Origin of the sequence: Alcaligenes sp. (genome assembly GCF_050255915.1) — a bacterium.
Lineage (GTDB): Bacteria > Pseudomonadota > Gammaproteobacteria > Burkholderiales > Burkholderiaceae_B > Alcaligenes > Alcaligenes aquatilis.
Map to the genome: position 1 here is coordinate 247,569 of NZ_JBFWIQ010000003.1, position 20,477 is coordinate 268,045.

General features: G+C 54.8%; 15 protein-coding genes and 1 other annotated feature. Of the genes, 14 read left to right on the plus strand and 1 reads right to left on the minus strand.

Features of this window, described 5'->3' with window-relative positions; genetic code table 11:
• Positions 1 to 83 precede the first annotated feature (83 nt).
• The 4 genes from AB7E06_RS05245 to AB7E06_RS05260 all read left to right on the plus strand — a co-directional run bounded on the left by AB7E06_RS05245 (position 84) and on the right by AB7E06_RS05260 (position 4,651).
• On the plus strand, positions 84 to 1,208 hold the full coding sequence (locus AB7E06_RS05245; protein WP_264671702.1) for a site-specific integrase: 1,125 nt from the start codon (positions 84 to 86) through the stop codon (positions 1,206 to 1,208).
• Positions 1,209 to 1,287: 79 nt separating this feature from the next.
• Positions 1,288 to 1,749 carry a GNAT family N-acetyltransferase gene (locus tag AB7E06_RS05250; protein WP_162496891.1) on the plus strand — a complete coding sequence of 154 codons (462 nt, stop codon included), beginning with the start codon at positions 1,288 to 1,290 and terminating at the stop codon, positions 1,747 to 1,749.
• 329 nt (positions 1,750 to 2,078) lie between these two features.
• Positions 2,079 to 2,528: an aegerolysin family protein gene (locus AB7E06_RS05255; protein WP_230018030.1), complete on the plus strand. Its 450-nt coding sequence runs from the start codon at positions 2,079 to 2,081 to the stop codon at positions 2,526 to 2,528.
• 11 nt (positions 2,529 to 2,539) lie between these two features.
• Positions 2,540 to 4,651 (plus strand): hypothetical protein, encoded by a 2,112-nt coding sequence (locus AB7E06_RS05260; RefSeq protein ID WP_346548466.1) that lies wholly within the window; start codon positions 2,540 to 2,542, stop codon positions 4,649 to 4,651.
• A gap of 809 nt (positions 4,652 to 5,460) precedes the next feature.
• Here the strand turns inward: AB7E06_RS05260 and AB7E06_RS05265 are convergent.
• On the minus strand, positions 5,461 to 5,964 hold the full coding sequence (locus AB7E06_RS05265) for a DUF523 domain-containing protein (RefSeq protein ID WP_094198355.1): 504 nt from the start codon (positions 5,962 to 5,964) through the stop codon (positions 5,461 to 5,463).
• Between the two features lie 223 nt (positions 5,965 to 6,187).
• Here AB7E06_RS05265 and AB7E06_RS05270 point away from each other — a divergent pair, with 223 nt between their 5' ends.
• The 10 genes from AB7E06_RS05270 to tssI all read left to right on the plus strand — a co-directional run bounded on the left by AB7E06_RS05270 (position 6,188) and on the right by tssI (position 20,472).
• The gene (locus AB7E06_RS05270) at positions 6,188 to 6,949 is read left to right on the plus strand and encodes an SDR family oxidoreductase (RefSeq protein ID WP_230018035.1); all 762 of its coding nucleotides are present in this window, start codon (positions 6,188 to 6,190) and stop codon (positions 6,947 to 6,949) included.
• A 379-nt stretch (positions 6,950 to 7,328) separates the two neighbouring features.
• Positions 7,329 to 7,445 (plus strand) — a sequence feature (AL1L pseudoknot).
• Positions 7,446 to 7,643: 198 nt separating this feature from the next.
• A complete protein-coding gene (locus tag AB7E06_RS05275) occupies positions 7,644 to 9,071 on the plus strand; it encodes a TssA family type VI secretion system protein (protein ID WP_125276771.1) in 1,428 nt (475 codons plus the stop codon).
• Positions 9,072 to 9,109: 38 nt separating this feature from the next.
• Entirely contained in the window at positions 9,110 to 9,613 is a 504-nt protein-coding gene (tssB, locus tag AB7E06_RS05280; protein ID WP_003799817.1) for a type VI secretion system contractile sheath small subunit, read from the plus strand.
• A 2-nt stretch (positions 9,614 to 9,615) separates the two neighbouring features.
• Positions 9,616 to 11,103 carry a type VI secretion system contractile sheath large subunit gene (gene tssC / locus AB7E06_RS05285; protein WP_094196781.1) on the plus strand — a complete coding sequence of 496 codons (1,488 nt, stop codon included), beginning with the start codon at positions 9,616 to 9,618 and terminating at the stop codon, positions 11,101 to 11,103.
• A 143-nt stretch (positions 11,104 to 11,246) separates the two neighbouring features.
• Complete coding sequence (locus AB7E06_RS05290; RefSeq protein WP_003799821.1) at positions 11,247 to 11,732, plus strand: Hcp family type VI secretion system effector; 486 nt, start codon at positions 11,247 to 11,249, stop codon at positions 11,730 to 11,732.
• 12 nt (positions 11,733 to 11,744) lie between these two features.
• Positions 11,745 to 12,164, plus strand: a complete 420-nt coding sequence (gene tssE / locus AB7E06_RS05295) for a type VI secretion system baseplate subunit TssE (RefSeq protein WP_003799822.1) — start codon at positions 11,745 to 11,747, stop codon at positions 12,162 to 12,164.
• A 40-nt stretch (positions 12,165 to 12,204) separates the two neighbouring features.
• Positions 12,205 to 13,923 carry a type VI secretion system baseplate subunit TssF gene (gene tssF, locus AB7E06_RS05300; protein ID WP_376913022.1) on the plus strand — a complete coding sequence of 573 codons (1,719 nt, stop codon included), beginning with the start codon at positions 12,205 to 12,207 and terminating at the stop codon, positions 13,921 to 13,923.
• Entirely contained in the window at positions 13,887 to 14,915 is a 1,029-nt protein-coding gene (tssG, locus tag AB7E06_RS05305; protein WP_376913021.1) for a type VI secretion system baseplate subunit TssG, read from the plus strand. The genes tssF and tssG overlap by 37 nt, the downstream gene beginning before the upstream one ends.
• Entirely contained in the window at positions 14,902 to 17,583 is a 2,682-nt protein-coding gene (tssH, locus tag AB7E06_RS05310) for a type VI secretion system ATPase TssH (protein WP_427955536.1), read from the plus strand. Before tssG ends, tssH begins: the two co-directional genes overlap by 14 nt.
• 3 nt (positions 17,584 to 17,586) lie before the next feature.
• Entirely contained in the window at positions 17,587 to 20,472 is a 2,886-nt protein-coding gene (tssI, locus tag AB7E06_RS05315; RefSeq protein WP_427955539.1) for a type VI secretion system tip protein TssI/VgrG, read from the plus strand.
• Positions 20,473 to 20,477: the final 5 nt, after the last annotated feature.

Here is a 20,477-nt window from a genome sequence, read left to right on the forward strand (position 1 = left end):
CGCTTTAGGGTTCTTGGACCTCTTGTCATTCCCTTGTCGCTGATAGACAATAAAATGCAATTAACGGAAATAACGAGTACCCGATGAAAAAACGGTCTACACGAGAAGAAGGGCAGATTGACCTGCCCATTTTGGGCTTGCAGGCCGCAGACATCTCGGCGGAAGCCTTGTTTGATACTTGGTTGCAACATCAACGCCCACCCATGGCACCCAGTACGCAGCGAGTTTATCGCACCTTGTGGCGGCGCTTCTTGCATGCCTTGCAAGATCACAAAAAACAGTACACCCAGATCAAACCCGTGGATATACGGGACTTTTTGAGCAATCTGGACGATGTGCGCCGACCACAACGCGAGCGCTATCAACAAGTCATCGCCCGCGCTTACGAAGAGCTCTGCCGCCAGGACGGCCGCTCGGAAAACCCAGCCCTAGCCCCTGCTATTAATGACCCCTTCAAGGAAAGCTGGCGCCAAGCTCCCGACAACCAGGCCACCCAATTTCTCTCTGTCGATCAATGCGTTGCTACCATCAAGGCACTGCAAAATCGGTGGCGTGTACTGGAGCTGGCCAGCGATATGACCATCGCCGCCCGTTGGCGTGAATATCGGGATATGACGATTGTGGCCGTGATGCTGGGTACCGGCTTGCGCCCGGTCGAGTTAGGGCAGTTGCACCCTAGCGCGATAGGCGCTGTTCGACGCGCTGCAGAACCCGCAGAAACAAATGACGTTGATGACGAGCAAACCGCCCTTTGGCGGGCTGGCACTATCTTGCTCAAGCTTACAGGTGCGGCAAAACGGGACGTGTTTGTGCCCGTCTGGTGTGAAGGCATTTTGCGCAGTTGGTTAATCTTTAGCGCAGCCCAAGACGCTTCAGTCTGGACGAAAGACAGCCGTGTCTTTCCGGGTAGTCGCCAGATCAGTGCCGCTCGTCCTCAGGCACAGATGAATCCCGCGACGCTCGCCCGTATTGTCAGTAAATGGGGTATCAAGCAGATGGATCTGTTAATGACGCCACAGCGACTGCGCAATACCTTTGCCGCGGGTTTGATCGAACGCGGTTTCTCTCTACCTGAAATCGAGGAAATCATGGGCTACGCCCCCGGTGCTGCCAGTGCCTGGCGTCTGCAAGCTTCCTGGTTGGCATGGCTGGATGCGCAGAAGGTTCCTGACAATCCTGCCACGACAGAGAATATGCAGTCAGAATGAAGGGCTAGCTACAGATTAGGCAGCTCCAGCAGGCATAATTCCACATCTGTTTTGTCTATTTTTTGATAAGGAGTGCGAGTTGACGTCTACACCTGTTTTTCGTCCTGCGGTAGAAGCAGATCTGGAAGCGATTGTGGCCATGTTGGCTGACGATATTCTGGGTCAACAGCGTGAAAATACCAGTCTGCCCCTGGCTCAATCTTATTTGGAGGCCTTTGCAGCGATAGAAGCGGATCCTAACCAGTATTTAGCCGTTGTAGAGCTCAATGGTGCTGTTGTAGGGACCCTGCAGATCACCTATATGCCTGGCCTGTCCCACCAAGGTGCCTGGCGCGGGGAAATCGAATCCGTCCGTATCGCCAGCTCGGCCCGTGGCTCGGGATTGGGGCGTTTGATGATTCAGTGGGCGGTCGAACAATGCCGTCAACGCCAATGTCGCATTGTTCAATTGACCTCGGATAGGGCACGAACCGACGCCCATCGGTTTTATGAGCAGTTAGGCTTTACGGCTAGCCATAAGGGTTTCAAGCTGACTCTGTAAGATGGTTTCTTTTGAAAAATAAACACTGCGTTTCATCGAGTTCTTATTTCTGAGATACCAGAGCCATTTTGTCACTTGTTATTCAAGAAGTCCGTTATTGTTCTGGCCGCCTAATTAAAAAAAGATATAGAAAATAATAAAACAATTAGGCGGGGAATTATAAAAATATTTTTATTAGCGGCCAGATAGCAGGCCTCCTTATTTAAAATAATAATTTTTAAAATTAATTTGTTATTTGAGTTTGTTTGACCTGTCTGATAATCTTTGCTTTCGTAATCCAGGCCCAGAATAGTTAGGGGCAATGTAATTAACAGGCTGAGGAGTTGGGTATGAATAGCAAAACAGATAAAGATTTTTCAGATGAAGAAAAAACACTTAGAGCCTATGCTCAGTGGATAGAAATCACGGTGTTTGTCGTTAACGGTGATTTTGAGATTAAAGGCGCTCATCTGGATTGGGGAAAATTTCATGAGCCTGGAAATAAGAACAAAGAAATCTACGCTAGTCAGATAAACGGAACAATCATCAAAGATGAGGATTCCTACACAATAGCTTCCTGCGGACGAGAAAATGCGTCATCCGGTACTGAAGGAAGATTTTCGCTTTATGATGGCGATACGGAAGTGTTTAAATATTATTGGGATTGCCCGTGGAGTGGGTCAAATAGCGATAGGCTAGATGTAAAAGATAAAGAAAAATACGCAGTTAATAAAAAAGGTGGCGGCAGTACGAGTGGTGCATCAGGAAATATTTTTATTACTGTCGTTAAAAAATACTAATGGTGAAAATCATGGCCATAGAATCTAAATCTATAAATCCGCTATTGGGGATTACTGTAGGGTCTACCGTTCTTGGAAATGATTTTTCACCATCGATATTGAATCAACCCATTACAAAGATGATCACTCAGAAAGAAGTTGAAATGAGTATGAGTGGTAAGAGTCAATATGTTTATACGGATTCCCTGAATGAGGGAACCATCGGTTTTTCTGGAGCATATGGCGCGTCAGGTATCGCTAAATTTACATCTGCAGTTTCTGTTTTTGTAAGTAACGCCACTGCCTCAGAGAGTAAATCGATAAAAGTTTCTTATAATGTTTCTATGATATCGGGCATAGAATATATCGATTTTGATAATTTGTTAGTAGAAGATGTTTTAAATTCATTAAGTGCAGGACCTAAACATAAGGCGTTGAATGTACTGGACAGGTTTATCGCTGTTCGTGATCACCTTGGTTCACAAAAAGAAAAAGAAGAGTTAATGAAGGAATGGGTGAAATCATTGCAGAATTTCATTTCTTCATATGGTGACGGATTAGTCGTTGGAGCTATCTGGGGTGGAATGGGCTCCGTTTCAACAGAAATGACTAGCAGGAAGGCGGAAAATAGTTGGAAATACGGTGAAACTGCTGCATTTAGCTATTCGGGAATAGGAACCTCAGTATCTATAGAGCAAACTTATAACGGTGCTCAAAAAAATCAGGATTCCGAGGTCAATGTTTCTTGTAAAGCCCTAGCGAGTGGTGGTTGCGTTGAAAATCAGGTGAATTCATGGTTTGATGTGGTTGCTAATAAATCCTTTTCTGAGATATCAGAGATCAGCTTGCTAGATAAAGCTCCAATGCAAAGTTCGGTAAGCCGTCCTCCTGAGATACCCGAGTTTTTAAAACCTGAAAAAGATCCGCAGATAGAGGAAAAATTAGAATCAATTAAGAAACTTGGAGACTCCGAAGAGTTTTCTATAGCCTCAGGATACGAGGAGGCAAAAAAAGCAGATCCAGACCTGAGTCTTGACCAATTTAAATCAATGGTTAGAGACAAGAATAACATTGATGGCCTGGTTGATTTAGCCAATAAAGTTCAAGAGAACTCATTAGATGTTTTGTCTGAGGCGCGTATTTCAAGAAAAATACCTAAGGCATTATTTGTAGGGGCTAAAGAAGGTATTTTAAAATCAAATTCTGATTACGCGGTTTTAGGGGCATGGATAGCAAACTGGTCTGATATTTTCCCATGGATGTCGATGGGATATATGAATGAAATCAGCAATGATGAAGTGGCAGAGTATATCTTAAAGATTCGCTGCATGATGCAAGATTTTTCTACGTTAAATACTATTTATAACACATTTAATGCGTGTAATATTAAATTGGATTTTTTCAATCTTAAATCTGCATCCCAAGTGGCAGATTCTTTCAAGATTGCCCAGATAAAGTTAAGCGACAATCTGGATCGGGAAGATGCTATAGAAATAGCATTTGATTCTTTAAGTGATGAAGCCAAAAAAATTTACACAATATGGAACCAGCTTGAGTTTTTGCGAAATGCAGAGCTCGGTTTAGGACTGCTGCTTGGTGACAAGTCAGTAAGCAGTGAAATTATCGATATCCGTCCTATACCTGCTCCAGAGATTACCTATAAAGCAGGCTATTGCAGCTATGGAAGTAATAATCCCACAGCTTTCAGCACTTTTATCAAGATGCTCCCGTTCATCGACACAAATGGTGATATTTATGCATTCGGCCCTTCTTTAATGCTTTTGAGAAAAGCTTTGCCCGAAAAAATGATATTCACAAAAGATGGGGGAAGTGCGCTGAAGTTAAAAGCAAACAAAGAGAAAGGGGTGTTGTTTAAAGATGATCTTCAGTTAATACCTATTCCATACTCTGCCGCTAAGGGCATTGAGTGGCGTGGGCAAAGCCAGGGTCGAAGTCTTGCCTCTAGCCAATCTCTGCAAGACCAGTTTGCAGCTTTGGAGCAAGAGCTTGGTAGTCTCAATATCTGCACATTAAGCAGTGATTCGTGGTCTAAGGATTGGGATTACAAGGTTCCATATGCTTTACGTAAGATAAATACCAGTTATATTGGAATGGTTGAAAAAATAAACAACATATTTGGATAAGTAGGCCAAAATTGGCGGGAAAAAATATTTTTTTAACAAATTTTAAAGAAAACCTCTCCAGGCCTAAGATGGCATGGAGAGGTTTTAAGTTTTCAGCCTTAGCAAAATTTAAAACAGTTCAAAAAATATATGGGTTTAATTTTAGCCGGACGTTGAGAGTGACAGAAGCAGCAATACATGCAATGCCACACTTTGCACAGAGATAAGATTGCGTTTCCGTTTCAGTTAAAGAGGGTCTATTTCAGATGGATGAAAATTAGCGCCTGCTAGGCGTGAGTGTTTTCTATAAGCAAAAAGACATTAATATGCATGCTGATATGTTGAAAATAGTCTTTTTACTAGATGATTATAAGGACTCAATAGTTTTAGTTAGCTGCCGTGGTTAGTTAACCGGATTAACTTGAAAGATATATCTGTGCTTGTCGTGTTTTTTGCATTTATTAATAATAGACCAAGCCGGTTTTGTCCTTGGCACCTTGAGGCAGACAGGTTGAACTTGCTCTGACTTTTACACGTTATGAAAGTATGGACAGCCGCTTGTCTTTACATCGAAGCACCCGCACGCAGGAGTTCGATGTCGATACCGCCAAGCTTGGCAAGCTTGTCGTGCGTCTCTTGAAAATACTGTTCCTCAGACGATTTTGTGCGCTAGGTATGGAGCAATTATCGTGGTGGCCCACAGGGCTATCACTTCGAGAGACGCTGGGAGATCTTCAGGTGTAGGCAAATGTGTGGCTCTTGCTGGATAGCGGATAACAAGAGGGGCTGATTGGCGAAACAGGGAAATACGTCGCTAAAGGGAGCTTCGTTCACTCCGAATCCTCATTTTCCAAGCCACACAAGTAGGCCTCGGCCTGCGCAAATTGTTTTTCGTTAAAGACGCGAATGCCTTCGGACTCCAGCAGCGCCGCAGTGACGCCTTGTTCCTGGATACGGATGCCGGTAAAGGAACCATCGTAAATAGAGCTGGAACCACAGGACGGACTGTCTTCTTTAAGGATGGCGACCCGAATATTCTTGAGCTTTGCTTGTTGCAAAGTTTGTACGGAGCCAGCTACAAAAGCGCGAGACACATCATTTCCTTGAGCGTCTACAACACGTGCCAGCCCGGAAAGCACTTGCATGCCGCCGCCTCCAATAATTTCAGCGGGCGGACGAGGTACCGGCATTCCACCTGCAAGCTCAGGACATACAGAGATGACGCGGCCTTCACTTAGCCAGCGCGACAAAATCTCGTTTTCAGCCAGTTTGTGGGTGCCGTTATAGCGGACTGGTTTGCCAAGCAGGCATGAACTCACTAAAACGAATTTCATCATGTTGGTTGGCTCTGTTAGGTAGTACAAGGCTCGCGGTTCGCCATGTGGCGGCGCAGCCTGAAGATCGAAAGACTGGGCGGTATATAACAATGGTTTGTATCGACAGCATGCAGGAGTTCAGTGCTGGTCTCAAGTAGTGCTCACTGTTTCAGAGTACGTTTGGCCCGAGCCCGGTTTTTCGCCTTATGATGCCTTGAAACGGTACATTGGAGAGGGACAAATGGGGTTGGCATCAGATTATCCAGTCATAGTGGTTACCGGTGGGAGCCGTGGCATAGGTGCAGCGACCGCGCGCCTGGCCGCCGTGCAGGGCTATAACGTCATTCTTAGCTATGCTGAAAGCGAATCTGCTGCCTTGGCAGTGGTCGCTGAAATAGAGGCGGCAGGTCGCCACGCGTTTGCTGTCCAGGCGGATTGTGCAGATCCCAAGCAGATAACTGGGCTCTTTGAACAAGTTGACCAGAGATTTGGACGGATTGACGTGTTGGTGAATAACGCAGGTGTGCTGTTTCAGCAATCCCGTCTGGAGAATATCGGGTTCGAGCGTATGCAACGCACTTTTGCCGTCAACACGCTTGGCCCCATGCTTTGTAGCCAACAGGCGGTTAAACGTATGGCTTATTGCCATGGTGGGCAGGGAGGCTCCATTGTTAATGTCTCGTCAATAGCGGCCAAGCTTGGCAGTCCGAATGAATATGTGGATTACGCCGCGTCAAAGGGAGCATTGGAGACTTTCACAACGGGCTTTGCTAAAGAGGTTGCCCGAGAAGGGATTCGTGTCAATTGCGTTCGGCCAGGACATATTTATACCGAGATGCACGCCAGCGGTGGTGAGCCGGACCGTGTGGATCGCTTAAAGGACAGCATTCCAATGGGACGAGGGGGACAAGCAGAAGAGGTGGCCCGTGCAATTTTATGGCTGGCTAGCTCCGAGGCGTCCTTTGTCACGGGAGCATTTCTGGACACGACAGGCGGCAAGTAGCCCATAGGATCGGAGCCATGCACCTCAGCGGGAAATTGCGTGATGCTCACTGGCATGGGCAAGGTCATATCCGCTTTGACGTGATGTCTAGTCAACGGGGCTCCCTGTGCCACCTCCCAGCTCAATCCATTCAATAAGCGAGCCATGTTTTTTGGAGTATATGGATCGGCCATGATGAAGATGCGGCGGGTAGGAAAAACAGGCATCGAATGATGGCAATGATTCTCAATACATTTCTGACCGAACTAATCCAAATTTATTATTAAAAATTGCATAGTTTGGTTTTTTGCCTTGAAGTGCGCGAGCGTGCTGCGCACCTGCTGCTGGAGCACGAGAATCGAGAGCGATCCAAAGCGAACGAGACTCTGAGTCTGGGGAGCACTTTTTTCGTCTGGGCGGAGCCAGATCACCAACTGAAGTAATCCGGCAGTGTATTGATAGGCACCGAGACGCATAAGGAGTTGAGCCGCTGTGTCAGCGTTTGCAGATTGTTCCGTCCGGCTATCGCTGATCGCTTGACTTACACCGATGGACACAAGCTAGCGTTTATAGAGTGTTTATTCCGCCGTACTACATGCTAGATAAGTACCAAGAAGCCTTTAACGATCTTTAAACGTGTCATTTCTATACTTCGTGCATCAATAGTAGGTCGCCTTTTTTTGACAGGTGACTGGAGTCTGGGGGACACGGAGTAATGTTGGACAGCCAGCTAGGTGTACGAGCAATCAGCCAATCACAGCCTCATGGGCAGATGCCTCGTGATAGTGAGACATTTGCGTCGCTTCAGCTTGAAGTTGGCAAACGTGTGGACATGCATGCTGCCACACCCCTGGACTGGTCGCTGGTCGCCTCTCTGGCAACTCAGGTACTGGATAAAGAAGGCAAGGATCTGAGTGCCGGGGTGTGGTTGTGCGCAGCCTGGTTGCATGAGTACGGTACGCGTGGTCTGGCTGCTGGACTACAGGTGATACGCGATCTGCATACGGTGTATTGGGACGCCATGAGTCCGGCTGCAGCACGCATTCGTGGCCGGCGCAATCAAGTGCAATGGCTGCTGGACGAATGTGACGCGGTATTGTCCGAGCCCGATTGGGACGCAGAGGGACTGGATTCGCAGCAACGCGACGAGGTTCTTGCCCTGTGCGATGAGCTGGATGCGTTCTGGCAGGCTAAAGATGATGAACCGCCGGCGTGGTGGCGTTTAGGCAAGCGTCTGGGAGAGTTGTTGCCGACCGCCCAGAGCGAGGCACCTGTTACACAGACTTCGTCTGAAACGCGTGTTCCTGATTTCCCGCTTTCTGAACCGGCGCAGGACGAACCTGCGGTAGCGACCCAGACGGCCGCCCCGGTACTTGCAGCCAAAGAAGTCGCTCAGCCTGTGCGCTCTGAGGTGGGGTCTGACTCCGCGAGTGACAAGACCCTTGTCATCGCTGCTGCAACACTAAGCGACGTGGTCGCGGCCGAGCGCTATGTAGAGCAAAGCGTCGCGACGATCCAGGAGTCTTTGCTGACTCTGGACGATGCACTGTTGGCCACGGCCTGGCTGCTGCGCTTGAACCGACAAAGCGCCTGGCTGTTTCTGGATACCTTGCCGCATGCCCAGGAAGGGGTGACGCGCGTTGCTCCGCCGCCTGTCGCGGACTTGGCAGTGCTGGAGCGCCTGAGCGAAGCCCAGGACCCGGCGGCGATCTTGCGCTTTGCAGAGTCGCGCCTGGGACGCATGCGTTTCTGGCTGGATTTGAATCGCCTGTCCTATCAGGCGGCGCAGGCTTTGCCTCAGGGGCAGGCCGGTGCGCAAACGATTCTGATCGAAACGCAAGCGATCTTGCAGCGTTTGCCTGGGCTGGAGCGCTTGGCTTTTAGCGATGGGCGTCCCTTTGCCGATGAGCAGACGCGTGCCTGGCTGACCGCGTCCGGGACGCGGGTGACTGAGCCTACGCCTGCCGCTGGCCGTGCCGAACCGCCTAAAGAGACGGCGCTGGATGGTGAGGGATTGGATGTGTTTGGCCTGACCTCTTTGGTCATGGCGGCTGGAGCCGAGGCCGAAGCTGCGCGACGCTTGTTGGATGGAGCGTTGGCGCGGTTAAAGACGGGTGGCGAGCAACTGATGCGCGCCCGATGAAAGAACAGACCCCGATTTTCTAAACAGGAGAAACCGACATGGCTGCTGATGGTTCCGTCGCCCCCAAAGAGCGCGTCAATATTGTGTACAAACCCGCCACGGGTGATGCCCAGGAGCAGGTGGAGCTGCCGTTTCGCCAGTTAGTGCTGGGCGACTTTACCTTGCGCGAAGACAGTACGCCCCTGGATGCGCGTACGCCGGTCAGCGTGGACAAGGATACGTTCAACGACGTGCTCAAGGCCCAGAATCTGTCGCTGACCTTGCTGGTGCAGGACAAGCTCAATGAGCAGGCCGGTCCGGACGATCAACTGACTGTGGACCTGCGGTTTGAGTCCATGCGCGACTTTCAGCCCGACGCGCTGGTCGATCAGGTGCCCGAACTGCGCCAGTTGATTGCCTTGCGCGACGCACTCAAGGCATTGAAAGGGCCACTGGGCAATCTGCCTGATTTTCGCAAGCGTCTGCAGGGACTGGTACAGGACGAAGGCACGCGTCAGCGTCTGCTGGCTGAGTTGGGCGTACAGGACAAGCAAGGGGAATAAACATGACTGCAACCACACCGGAACAGCAGGCTCAGACTGCGCAAGGCGCCCAGGAAGGCGGCTCGCTGCTCGATGAGCTGATTGAATCGACTCGCCTGCGTCCTGATGATGAGGCCTATGCCATTACCCGTCAGGGGCTGGAAGCCTTTGTGGCCGAGCTGCTTGAGCCGGGTCGCCAAAGCGAGAAGATCAGCCAGGGCTTGATCGATGAGATGATCGCCAATCTGGATCGCAAACTGTGTCGTCAGGTAGACCAGATTTTGCACCATGTCGATTTCCAACGCCTGGAGTCGGCCTGGGCAGGGCTGAAATTCCTGGTCGATCGTACGGATTTTCGTGAGAACAACAAGCTGGCCATTCTGAATGTGTCCAAGCAGGCGCTGCTGGAAGACTTTGAGGATGCCACCGACATTACCCGCTCGGGCTTGTATACCGCTGTCTACACGGCGGAGTTTGGGCAGTTCGGTGGTCAGCCCTTTGGCTCCATCATCGGCAATTACGAGTTTGGTCCCGGCACCCAGGACATCAAGCTACTGCAGTCGTTGGCCAGTGTGTCGGCCATGGCGCACGCGCCGTTTATCGCGTCGGCAGGGCCGCAGTTTTTTGGCGTAGACAATTACTCGGCGCTGCCCAATCTGAAAGATCTGAGTGCAGTCTTTGAAGGCCCGCAATTTACCAAGTGGAATTCATTTCGCCAGTCCGATGACGCCCGCTTCGTGGGCCTGACCTTGCCGCATTTTCTGCTGCGCGTGCCTTATGGGGAGGACACGGTACCGGCCAAGACCTTCAATTACAACGAAGACGTGTCGGGTGGCAATCAGAACTTTCTGTGGGGTAATGCGGCCTTTGCGTTTGCAGACCGATTGGCCGACAGCTTTGCACGTTATCGCTGGTGCGCCAACATCATCGGGCCGCAAGGCGGCGGTGCGGTCGAGGACCTGCCTATTTACAACTACGAGGCCATGGGCGAGACCCAGACCAAGATCCCGACCGAAGTGCTGATCTCCGAACGACGCGAATTCGAGTTGGCCGAACAAGGCTTTATCGCCCTGACGATGCGCAAGAACACGGACAATGCAGCCTTCTTTTCGGCTAATTCCTCGCAAAAGCCCAAGTTCTTTGGCAACAACAAAGAAGGCAAGGTGGCCGAGACCAACTACAAGCTGGGCACGCAACTGCCTTACATCTATGTGGTGAGCCGTCTGGCGCACTACATCAAGGTGATCCAGCGCGAGAACATCGGCACCTGGAAAGAGCGCAATGACCTGGAAGCCGAATTGAACGAGTGGATTCGTCAGTACGTGGCCGATATGGATAACCCGAGCGCGGGTGTGCGCAGCCGTCGGCCTTTGCGACAGGCCGAGGTGACCGTTTCGGATGTGGAAGGCGATCCAGGCTGGTACCGCGTGGGCTTGAAAGTGCGTCCGCACTTTAAGTACATGGGCGCATCGTTCACTTTGTCGCTGGTGGGCAAGCTGGACAAAAACTGAGTTTGAGGGCGGGCGATCCTGTGTCAGCAGGATCGCCACCTTGAGGCACCGGCGCGACGCCAGCCAGACGTCGTGGTGTACCCGGTATTGGCAACGACTGCTTAAGTCATCACACAGTCAGTTAACAACAGGAGTAATTTACCATGCCTATGCCATGCTATCTCACGCTTGAAGGCGAAACCCAGGGCAAGATCGAAGGGTCCTGCGAAGTTCAGGGTCACAGCGGCAAGATTCTGATCCAGGCCGTCGATCATCGCATTGAACTGCCCAAGAGCCCCCAGACGGGCCTGCCCTCGGGCAAGCGCCAGCACTTGGGTATTACCTTGACCAAGGAAATCGACAAGTCCTCGCCCAAGATCTTCCAGGCACAGTGCTCGGGCGAACAACTGAGCAAAGTCGAGCTGGAGTTTTACCGTATTAGCCCTAAGGGCACGGAAGAAAAGTACTACACGATTCGCCTGGAAAAGGCCGTCGTCACCAGCTCGCGCACTTGGGTTCCTAACTGCCTGGCTCCCGAGAACCGCCAGTTCGGCCACATGGAAGACATCGCCCTGACCTACGAAAAAATCGTCTGGACCTGGGAACCGGACGGTATCGAGGCCGAAGACTCCTGGCTCACACCAAAGTAAGAGGGAAAAGGGATGCGCGAGTTGCGTCTGCTGGAGCGCATTGCTGCGCTGGAGACGGGACAGATCCAGACCCAGGCCACGCGTGCCCAGGTGCTGGTGGTCTCGATACGCGAGCATCTGCAGCGCATCCTTAATACCCGGCGCGGCAGCGTGCCACTGGACCCGGAGTTCGGGGTGCCGGATTTCACCAATCTGGCCGGCTCCTTTAGCAGCGGGTCCACGCGCGAGATCATCGACAGCATTACCCGCATGATCGAACGCTACGAGCCGCGCCTGAAAGCGCCCAAAGTGCAGGTCAGCGAGCAGGGCAGTGAGGTGCTGTCCTTGAGCTTTTCGCTCGAAGGCCTGGTGCAGGTAGACGACCACGAGCTGCCGATACGGCTGGCTACGTCAATCTCCTCGTCTGGTCGGGTGTCTTTGCAAGCGCAATGACAGACGTGTTAGCTGTTGCGTGTGCTCCAGGGAAATGGGAATGTTGAATCGATACTACGAACAGGAACTGCATAATCTGCGCTCCTTGGCGGCTGAGTTTGGGCGTCGCAATCCCGCTCTGGCCCCCTTGCTGGGCAGTGCGGCCGCGGTCGATGCGGATGTAGAGCGTCTGCTCGAAGGCGTGGCCTTCATGACGGGGCTTGTGCGCCAGCGTCTGGACGACGATTTTCCTGAGTTTGTGCAAAGTCTGGCGCAACTGATGTTTCCGCAGTTCCTGCGTCCGGTGCCGTGCATGACCATCATGCAGTACAGTCCGCGCAGCGTGACCGGTGAAACCTTGCAGGTGCCGGTCGGTACGACTTTTTCCTCTTCCGGCGAGCGCGGTGAACGCGCGGTATTTAATGCGATTTATCCGGTCGCTGTTGAGCCTTTGCGTCTGGAATACGCCTATTGGGATGCAGGCCAGCGCGCCAGTCAGGTGCCGGCGCTGGTGCTGGAACTGGCTCTGACAGGCTTGGATGCGGCTCAATGGGAAGGGAACTCGTTACGGTTGTGGCTGGGCGGCAGCGAGACGGTGGCCAGCGGCTTGTTTCGAATTCTTATGCGTGACACGCGCGCCATCTATGTCGGCTCGCCCCAAGGCAGCATGGTACGGCTGGAGCCGGCGTGTCTGCGTCCGTTTGGCTTTGACCCTGCCTATCCTTTATTACCCTGGCCGGCAGGCGCACATCCGGCCTGGCGCATTTTGCATGAATATTTTGCCCTGCCCGAAAAGCTGCGCTTTCTGGAGCTAAAGGGACTGGAGCGCTGGCGTGCCCGTCAGGGGACGCGATTGGTGCTGCGTTTTGAGTTTGACCGTCTGCCCGACTGGGCTCCTGAGGTCAGTGTGGACAATTTTGTCTTGCATGCGAGCCCGGCCGTCAACTTGTATCCCCTGGATGGCCAGCCCTTGTACGTGGATCACCGGCAGCCGGAATATCGTATCCGGCCAGTCACGGGGCGTCAGGGAGCTCAGATTTACAGTGTGGACCGGGTGGACCTGCGCAGTGCGGATGGGCTGGAACAAGGCTATCAGCCGGCCAGCGACTGTGTGCCGGGCGCTCAGTCCTATCACATTCGCGTACGTGCCTCGGCACTGGGCTCGGGTTGTGAGCATTATTTAAGTTTGCCAGGCGCTGGGCTGGCGCAAGACGGTGAGCAGGTCCTGTCCTTGCGCCTGAGCTGCACAGACGGCAGCGGGCCGGATGATCTGCGCCTGGGCGAGATCTGCGAGGCGACCGACCGGTCGCCGGTGCGGGTGACCTTTTCCAACATCACCGGGGTCACCTCCTATCGCGAACCCTATCTGGCGCAGGATTTGCTCTGGCGCGTGCTCTCGCACATGCAGGCCAATCAGATGGCGCTGTCCAGCGCCGAGAGTCTGCGCAAATTGCTGTTGCTGTATCTGCCCGAGCAACGCGGGGAGTCCGGGCAGCGAGCCGCCGGATTGCGCCAGATCGAATCTATTCAGCAGGTGCAGGTGCAAAGTCAGCGGCGCATGGTGCGCGGCATGCCTGTGCAGGGCAGTACGGTTCGCATCGAGTGCGCAGGAGATCATTTCTCAGGTCCCGGCAGCCTGTATCTGTTCGGTTCTGTCTTGAACGAATTTTTGTCCGGCTGCGCGACGATGAATACCTTCATCGCCTTGACGCTGCATGACACGGTCCATGGGGAGACGCTGCAATGGCCAGCGCAAATCGGTCAGCAACGCCTGTTGTAGAGGCTGGGCTGCTGCAGGATTTGCAGACCCAGGCCCCCCAATACAGCTTTTTCCAGGCGGCGCGTTTGCTGCGCCAGCATCTGGGCGACGATGCGGCCTTGCGCGAGCGCGTGCGTATTCGGCCGGCATTGACATTGGCATTCCCCGAGTCGGATCTGGCCAAGGTCGAACGCGGTGTCGATGGACGTTTTCATATTGAAGCCAATTTCTTTGGCTTGTATGGGGTGACCTCGCCGCTGCCCACGTTTTATACCGAGGACCTGATTCAAGAGGCGATGCAGGGATATTCGGCCCGCCGCGACTTTATCGACATTGTGCATGCGGCGCTTTATCCGCTGCTGTATCAGGCTTGGGAAAAGTATCGCATCTGGCTGGCTGTGCACGAGCGTCGTGACGGCCAGCGCCTGCGCCAGCTATATGCCCTGGTAGGGCTGCGTGAGACGCCTGAACGCCAGGATGATGCGCAGGCGCTGCTGCCTTTTGCCGGCAATCTGGGCATGAAGTCACGTTCCGCCTTGGGTTTGCAAAGCCTGTTGGCGGGTTTGTTGGGGGGCTTGCCGGTGCGGGTCCACCCCTGTGCACCGCGCTTTGTCCGCATTGCCCCGGTCTATCGCAGCCGTTTGGGCGGACAGGCCTCTCGTTTGGGTGAGGACAGTGTGCTGGGCGAACAGGTGCTCGATTGCGCCGGCAATGCCGATATCGAAATTGGCCCTTTGCAGGCCGAGTTGTTTCACGACTTATTGCCGGGTGCGCCCTTGTTTGATCGGGTCAGCCGCACCGTGGCCTGGTATTTACAGGCTCCGCTGCAGTGCGAGCTGCAGTTGTGGCTGGAGCCGCAGCAGCGCCAGGGGGCCTGTCTGGGCCGGGGTTGGCAGCGGCTGGGATGCAATACATGGCTGGGCCAAGGCCGTAGCCGCGTACTGGCCGAGCGGCCGGTGCGTTTCGGCTTGAATCTTTTTACTGCGGAGAACGATGATCATGATGCTCGTTGACTTAAAGCCTTTGTTTGCCAGGCTCAATCCCTTGTGCACAGCGGCCGTGGAGTCTGCCGCAGGCCTGACCCTGGCACGGGGGCATTATGAAATCAGCATTGAGCACCTGTTGCATCGCCTGCTGAGCGAGACGGGCAGCGATCTGGCACACATTCTGTCCCAGAGCCAGATTGATAGCCTGCGACTGGCCGCCCAATTGGAGGATGCACTGGCACGCTTCAAAAGCGGCAATCCGGGTCGCCCGGTTTTCTCGCCCATGCTGACGGAGTGCTTGCAAGACAGCTGGCTGGTCGCCTCGGTCAATCTGGGGGCCCGTCATGTGCGTAGTGGTGCCGTGTTGCTGGCCTTGTTGATGCGGCTGGGTTATTACGCCGCAGGTACACCGTGGGGCGACAGTTTGCGCGCCCTCTCCAGTGAGCAATTGCACAAGCAGTTTGCCGCCTGGACCGGGACGTCGGCTGAGCAGGCTTACGAGCCGCTCGACGCGTCCAAGGGGGCACCGCCCACGGCGACCTCGGCCGCTGATAGCGCACTGGCGCGTTTTTGCGAAGATTACACCGCCAAGGCGGCTCGCGGTGAGATAGATCCGGTATTCGGGCGTGACGATGAGATCCGCCAGATGATCGACATTCTGGCGCGTCGTCGCAAGAACAACCCCATTTGCGTGGGTGAACCCGGCGTGGGCAAGACAGCGGTGGTCGAGGGGCTGGCCTTGCGCATCGAGCAAGGCGATGTGCCCGAGTTTTTACGCGGTACCCGCTTGCTGGGTCTGGACCTGGGGCTGCTGGAGGCCGGGGCGAGCGTCAAGGGGGAGTTTGAGCAACGGCTACGTGGGGTGATCGACGCGATCAAGGCCTCACCGCAGCCCATTATTTTGTTTGTCGACGAAGCGCATATGCTGATTGGCGCCGGTGGCGCCAGCGGTGGCAGCGATGCCGCCAATCTGCTCAAACCGGCCTTGGCGCGTGGTGAGCTGCGCACCATTGCCGCGACCACCTGGGCCGAGTACAAAAAGTATTTCGAGCGCGATCCGGCCCTGACGCGACGTTTTCAATTGATTCGACTGGACGAGCCTGACAGTGCCACGGCGGTGCAGATACTGCGTGGGCTCAAGAGCCGCTACGAGGCGGTGCATGGTGTGAGCGTGCTCGACGATGCCTTGCAGGCCGCAGCCACCTTGTCGGAGCGCTACATTACCGGCCGACAGTTGCCGGACAAGGCTGTGGATTTATTGGATACGGCAGCAGCTCGCGTGCGTATCAGTCTGGGGGTGAAACCAGCCGGGGTGGAGCGGATCGAACGTCGTCTGGCGGGTTTGGCCCGCGAGCGTGAGGCCCTGGAACGTGATCAGGCGCACGGTCATCGTATCGAGGCGGCGCGTCTTGAGCAGATCGATGCGCAAGCGCAGCAGGACGAGCAAGATCTGGAGGCGTTGATCGAACGCTGGCAGGCCGAACGGGCAGCCGCCGAACAGGTCCTGGACTTGCGGCAGCGTCTGGCCCGCTTGCAGGCAGACCCCGACAAGGCCGGGCCTGAACACAGTGATGCGGCGGTGGAGCCGGACTTGTCGCCCGAGGATTTGACCCAGGCGCTGACCCAGGCGCGCGAGCAATTGTGCCGCGTGCAGGGCGATGCCCCCCTCTTGTTTACGGAGGTCGGGCCCGATACGGTCGCGCAGGTGGTCTCGGACTGGACCGGTGTGCCACTGGGCAAGATGCAGCGGGACGGGGCCAGTGCCGTGCTGGGACTGGCGGGGCAGTTGAGTCAGCGCATCCGGGGGCAGGATGAGGCCCTCGCGCAGATAGCCCAGGTGCTTAAGGCGGCTCAGTCCGGTTTGCGCGATCCGCGCCAGCCGCTGGGCGTGTTTCTGTTGGTCGGCCCTTCGGGGGTGGGTAAGACGGAAACAGCGCTGGCGGTGGCCGATGAGATGTTTGGCGGTGAGCAGGCGCTGACCACCATCAATATGAGCGAATTTCAGGAAAAACACACTGTCAGCCGGCTGGTCGGCTCACCTCCCGGCTACGTGGGCTATGGCGAAGGCGGCGTGCTGACCGAGGCCGTCAGAAAACGGCCCTACAGTGTGGTGCTGCTGGACGAGGTGGAAAAGGCCCATCTGGATGTGGTCAATCTGTTTTATCAGGTGTTTGACAAAGGCTCGCTGGCCGATGGCGAGGGTCGGCTGATCGACTTTTCCAATACGGTCATTTTCCTGACCAGCAATCTGGCCACCGACATCGTGACGGCCGCCCGGGCTGAGACCCCCCCGCCGCAGACTGATGAACTGGCCGAGCGTATCCGCCCGACACTGTCGCAGCATTTCAAGCCGGCTCTGCTGGCGCGCATGACGGTGGTGCCCTACGGCACGCTGTCGGATGAGGCTTTGGCGCAGATTGTGCAGATAAAGCTGGCTCGCATCGTGCAGCGCTTGCAAGTCAGCAATGGGTTGAGTCTGGAATTTACCCCCGCGGTTGCTCAGGCCATTGTGGCGCGTTGTACCGAGGTAGACAGTGGCGCGCGCAATATCGACTTTATTTTGCGCAAGAGCCTGTTGCCGGCGCTGTCTGACCGGGTGTTGGCCTGGATGGCCGACGGTGATGGCTCGACCGCCTTGAGTGTAGATGTGGGCCCGCAGGCATCGCAGCCCTGGGTGATACGGATGGGGAGCTAAGGCATGCTAAATGACTACGATACCGAACAGGCCTTGGCCAGCTTCCGTTGCGGCCTGGCCGATCCTGACCTTTTTCTGGTGACGCGCTGGTCCGGCGAGGAGGCCGTGTCGCGGCCTTATCGTTTCGAGATCGAGCTGGCCTCCGCACGAGACGATATCGATCTGGAAGAACTGCTGGGAGCGCGTGCTACCTTGAGCGTGCTCGATGCGCAGGAGCGTTGGCTGCCCTGGCACGGCATTATTACCGAATTGCGGCAGACGCATCGGGATGATGGCTTTGCCCATTATCGAGCCGTGCTTGAGCCGCAAATGGCGCTGCTGCGCATGTTTCGCCTGTCGCGAGTCTATATGGAAGCCGATGCACAGGCAGGCGGTAAACCTGATCTGGGCACCATCATTCGCATGGTACTGGCGCAGTGCGGCCTGAGCCGGCAAGGCGAACCAGCCCAGGATGCCGGCGCGCAGTATTGCCTGCGTTTGTCCTCCGACCTGTTGATGGCGACGCGCACTGCGTTTATTTGTCAGTTCGAGGAGAGCAGCCTGGACTTTCTCTCGCGGCGACTGGAGCACGAGGGCGTCTATTACTGGTTCGAACATGGCGCAGACCATGAAATTCTGGTGTTTGGTCATGAGCGCACGGACCAGCCTCGGCAGGCTGTTCCCCTGTATTGGCGGCCGGCCGGTGCCTTGAGCGGTGAACAGAATCGGATTGGGGTTTCGCGTTTCGATCATGCGCTGAGTGTGTCGCCGCGCTCGGTGGTGTTGCGGGATTTCTCGGTTAGCCAGCCTTCATTGAATCTGACTATGAAAGCGGCTATCGACTCGCAGGGGCAGCCGTCGCAAGACAGGTTCGATGGCGTGGGAAGTGTGGAGATCTATGGGGCCCACTTCAGCAAGCAGGACGATGGCGAGCGCATGGCGAGCTTGCGTGCCGAGGAAATTGCCTGCCAGCGTAGTCGTTTTCAGGGTGTGGCTTTGGCGCCGGGAGTACGGGCCGGTTATCCCGTGCAGTTGCATGAGCATTTCCGCCACGATTTCAACCAGCGCTACTTTGTGATTGCGCTGCGCCACGAGGGGCGCCAGCCCTTGCCGCGCCAAAGTGGTGCGGCGGGGCATGAGCCGGTTTTTTATCAGGCTTCCTTGACGGTGCTGCCCGAGGTGCGTCAATTTCGCCCGGCGCGCGTCACTCCCAAGCCCCGTGTGGTTGGCTTCTTGAGCGCGATCGTGGTGGCCGAAGGCCAGGGCGAATATGCCCAGATCAACGAGCACGGTTGTTACCGCATACGCTTTTTATTTGCCCCTGTCGATGCGAATCGCCCCGATGGTGGCAACTCCGCCTGGGTGCGCATGGCCACGCCGTATGCGGGCAGCCAGCATGGCATGAATTTTCCTTTGCTCAAGGGAACGGAGGTGCTGGTGTCGTTTCTGGGCGGCGACCCGGACCGGCCGGTGATTGTTTCGGCCATTCCGAACGAAGAAAATCCTAGCATTCGCAATCAGGATACGGCGACTCAGCCGGGGTTGCGGACGGCCGGTCAGAATGCTCTGGAGTTCGAGGACAGACTGGGCGCCCAGCATACGCGTTTGTCCTCGCCTACGCTGGGGAGCACTTTCCATCTGGGCGCGGACCCCGCCAGCCCCCATCGCTCGGGCGTGCGTCTGAGTACACAGGGGCATATGGGCCTGCTGGGACGCTCGTTCATTCAACAAGTGCCTGGTGTTTACCACCTGGAAGTGGGCAACAAAGGCAATGTTGATACCGATCCCGAGCCGCGCGAACGCCTGAAGCAGGCACAGAATCAGGCCATGGCCGACTTTCTGGAAGAGGAGGCCAGCTTGCCGACGGCCACCGCGCCCGTGCAGATGAAAGCCCTGGAGGCCAAACGGGCGCTGTTGGCGCAGATGTTGGCCCAACTGCAAAAGAATGCGCAGGCCGCGGCAGGCGGGCAGCCTGATCTGGATGGGGCCTTAAAGCAGTTGCAAGCCCTGCTGGCCAAGTTAGATAGCGCTTTGGACAGGCTCGAGCAAGGCAAGTCCGTATCTGAGGAACCGGAAACAGAAGGGGAGGCAGCGGGCGAGGATACCGGAGACAAGAAGGATACGACGGAGCAAAAGAAGAAAAAAACGTCCAGCGAAAAGTTCAAAGAACTGATGGATGAGATCAATAAATCGGCCAAGAAGGTCAAGGAAGGGACCGATGGCTGGGTTGATCTGTCCTACCTCAAGGCACCGGAAAAGGTGCTGGATATTTCGCTGCTGAATGTCAATCCCATCAAAATTTCAACGTCGCTGGGCGCGGAAGTCAGTGCCTCAGCCTCGCTCAAAAGCAGCATTACCGTGGGTTACAGCGTTGGGATCAAGTACAGCGGCTCCAAGGAGCTGGATCTGCGCGACTACACCAAAGTCGAGTTGAGCGATCAGAGTCGTATTACCAAAGGCGATGAGAAAAAGATCATCCTGGGGGCAGAAAAACGGGTGGTGCGCAGTCAAAGCACCAAGGTGGTGGATATGGAGGGCACCTATGGCAAGCAGTCCATTACGGTGGCCAATGCCTACTCGCTGACCAGCCGCAAAATCAACTATGTCGTGGGAACCGGAGGAATCGATACGCGGGTCGTTGGCAATGCCACCGTAACCGGAGCGCCCACGTCTTTGCTGTCCTGGGAAGTCCTGATCTCCAAGATCAAGATCAGCAAGGCTCAGGTAGTGATAAAAGCGGGTAATGCCGGTGTGATTCTGGAATCCATGTCCATGACGGGGCAGCTCAAGGTAAAAGATACGGTGGTTTACATGAAAGCTCCCATGATTGATGTGGCCGGCCAGAACGTACGCATCAATGGCACGGCCTCGGTCAATATCAAGGCTAACGGCATTGTGAAGCTCAATTAGGAACA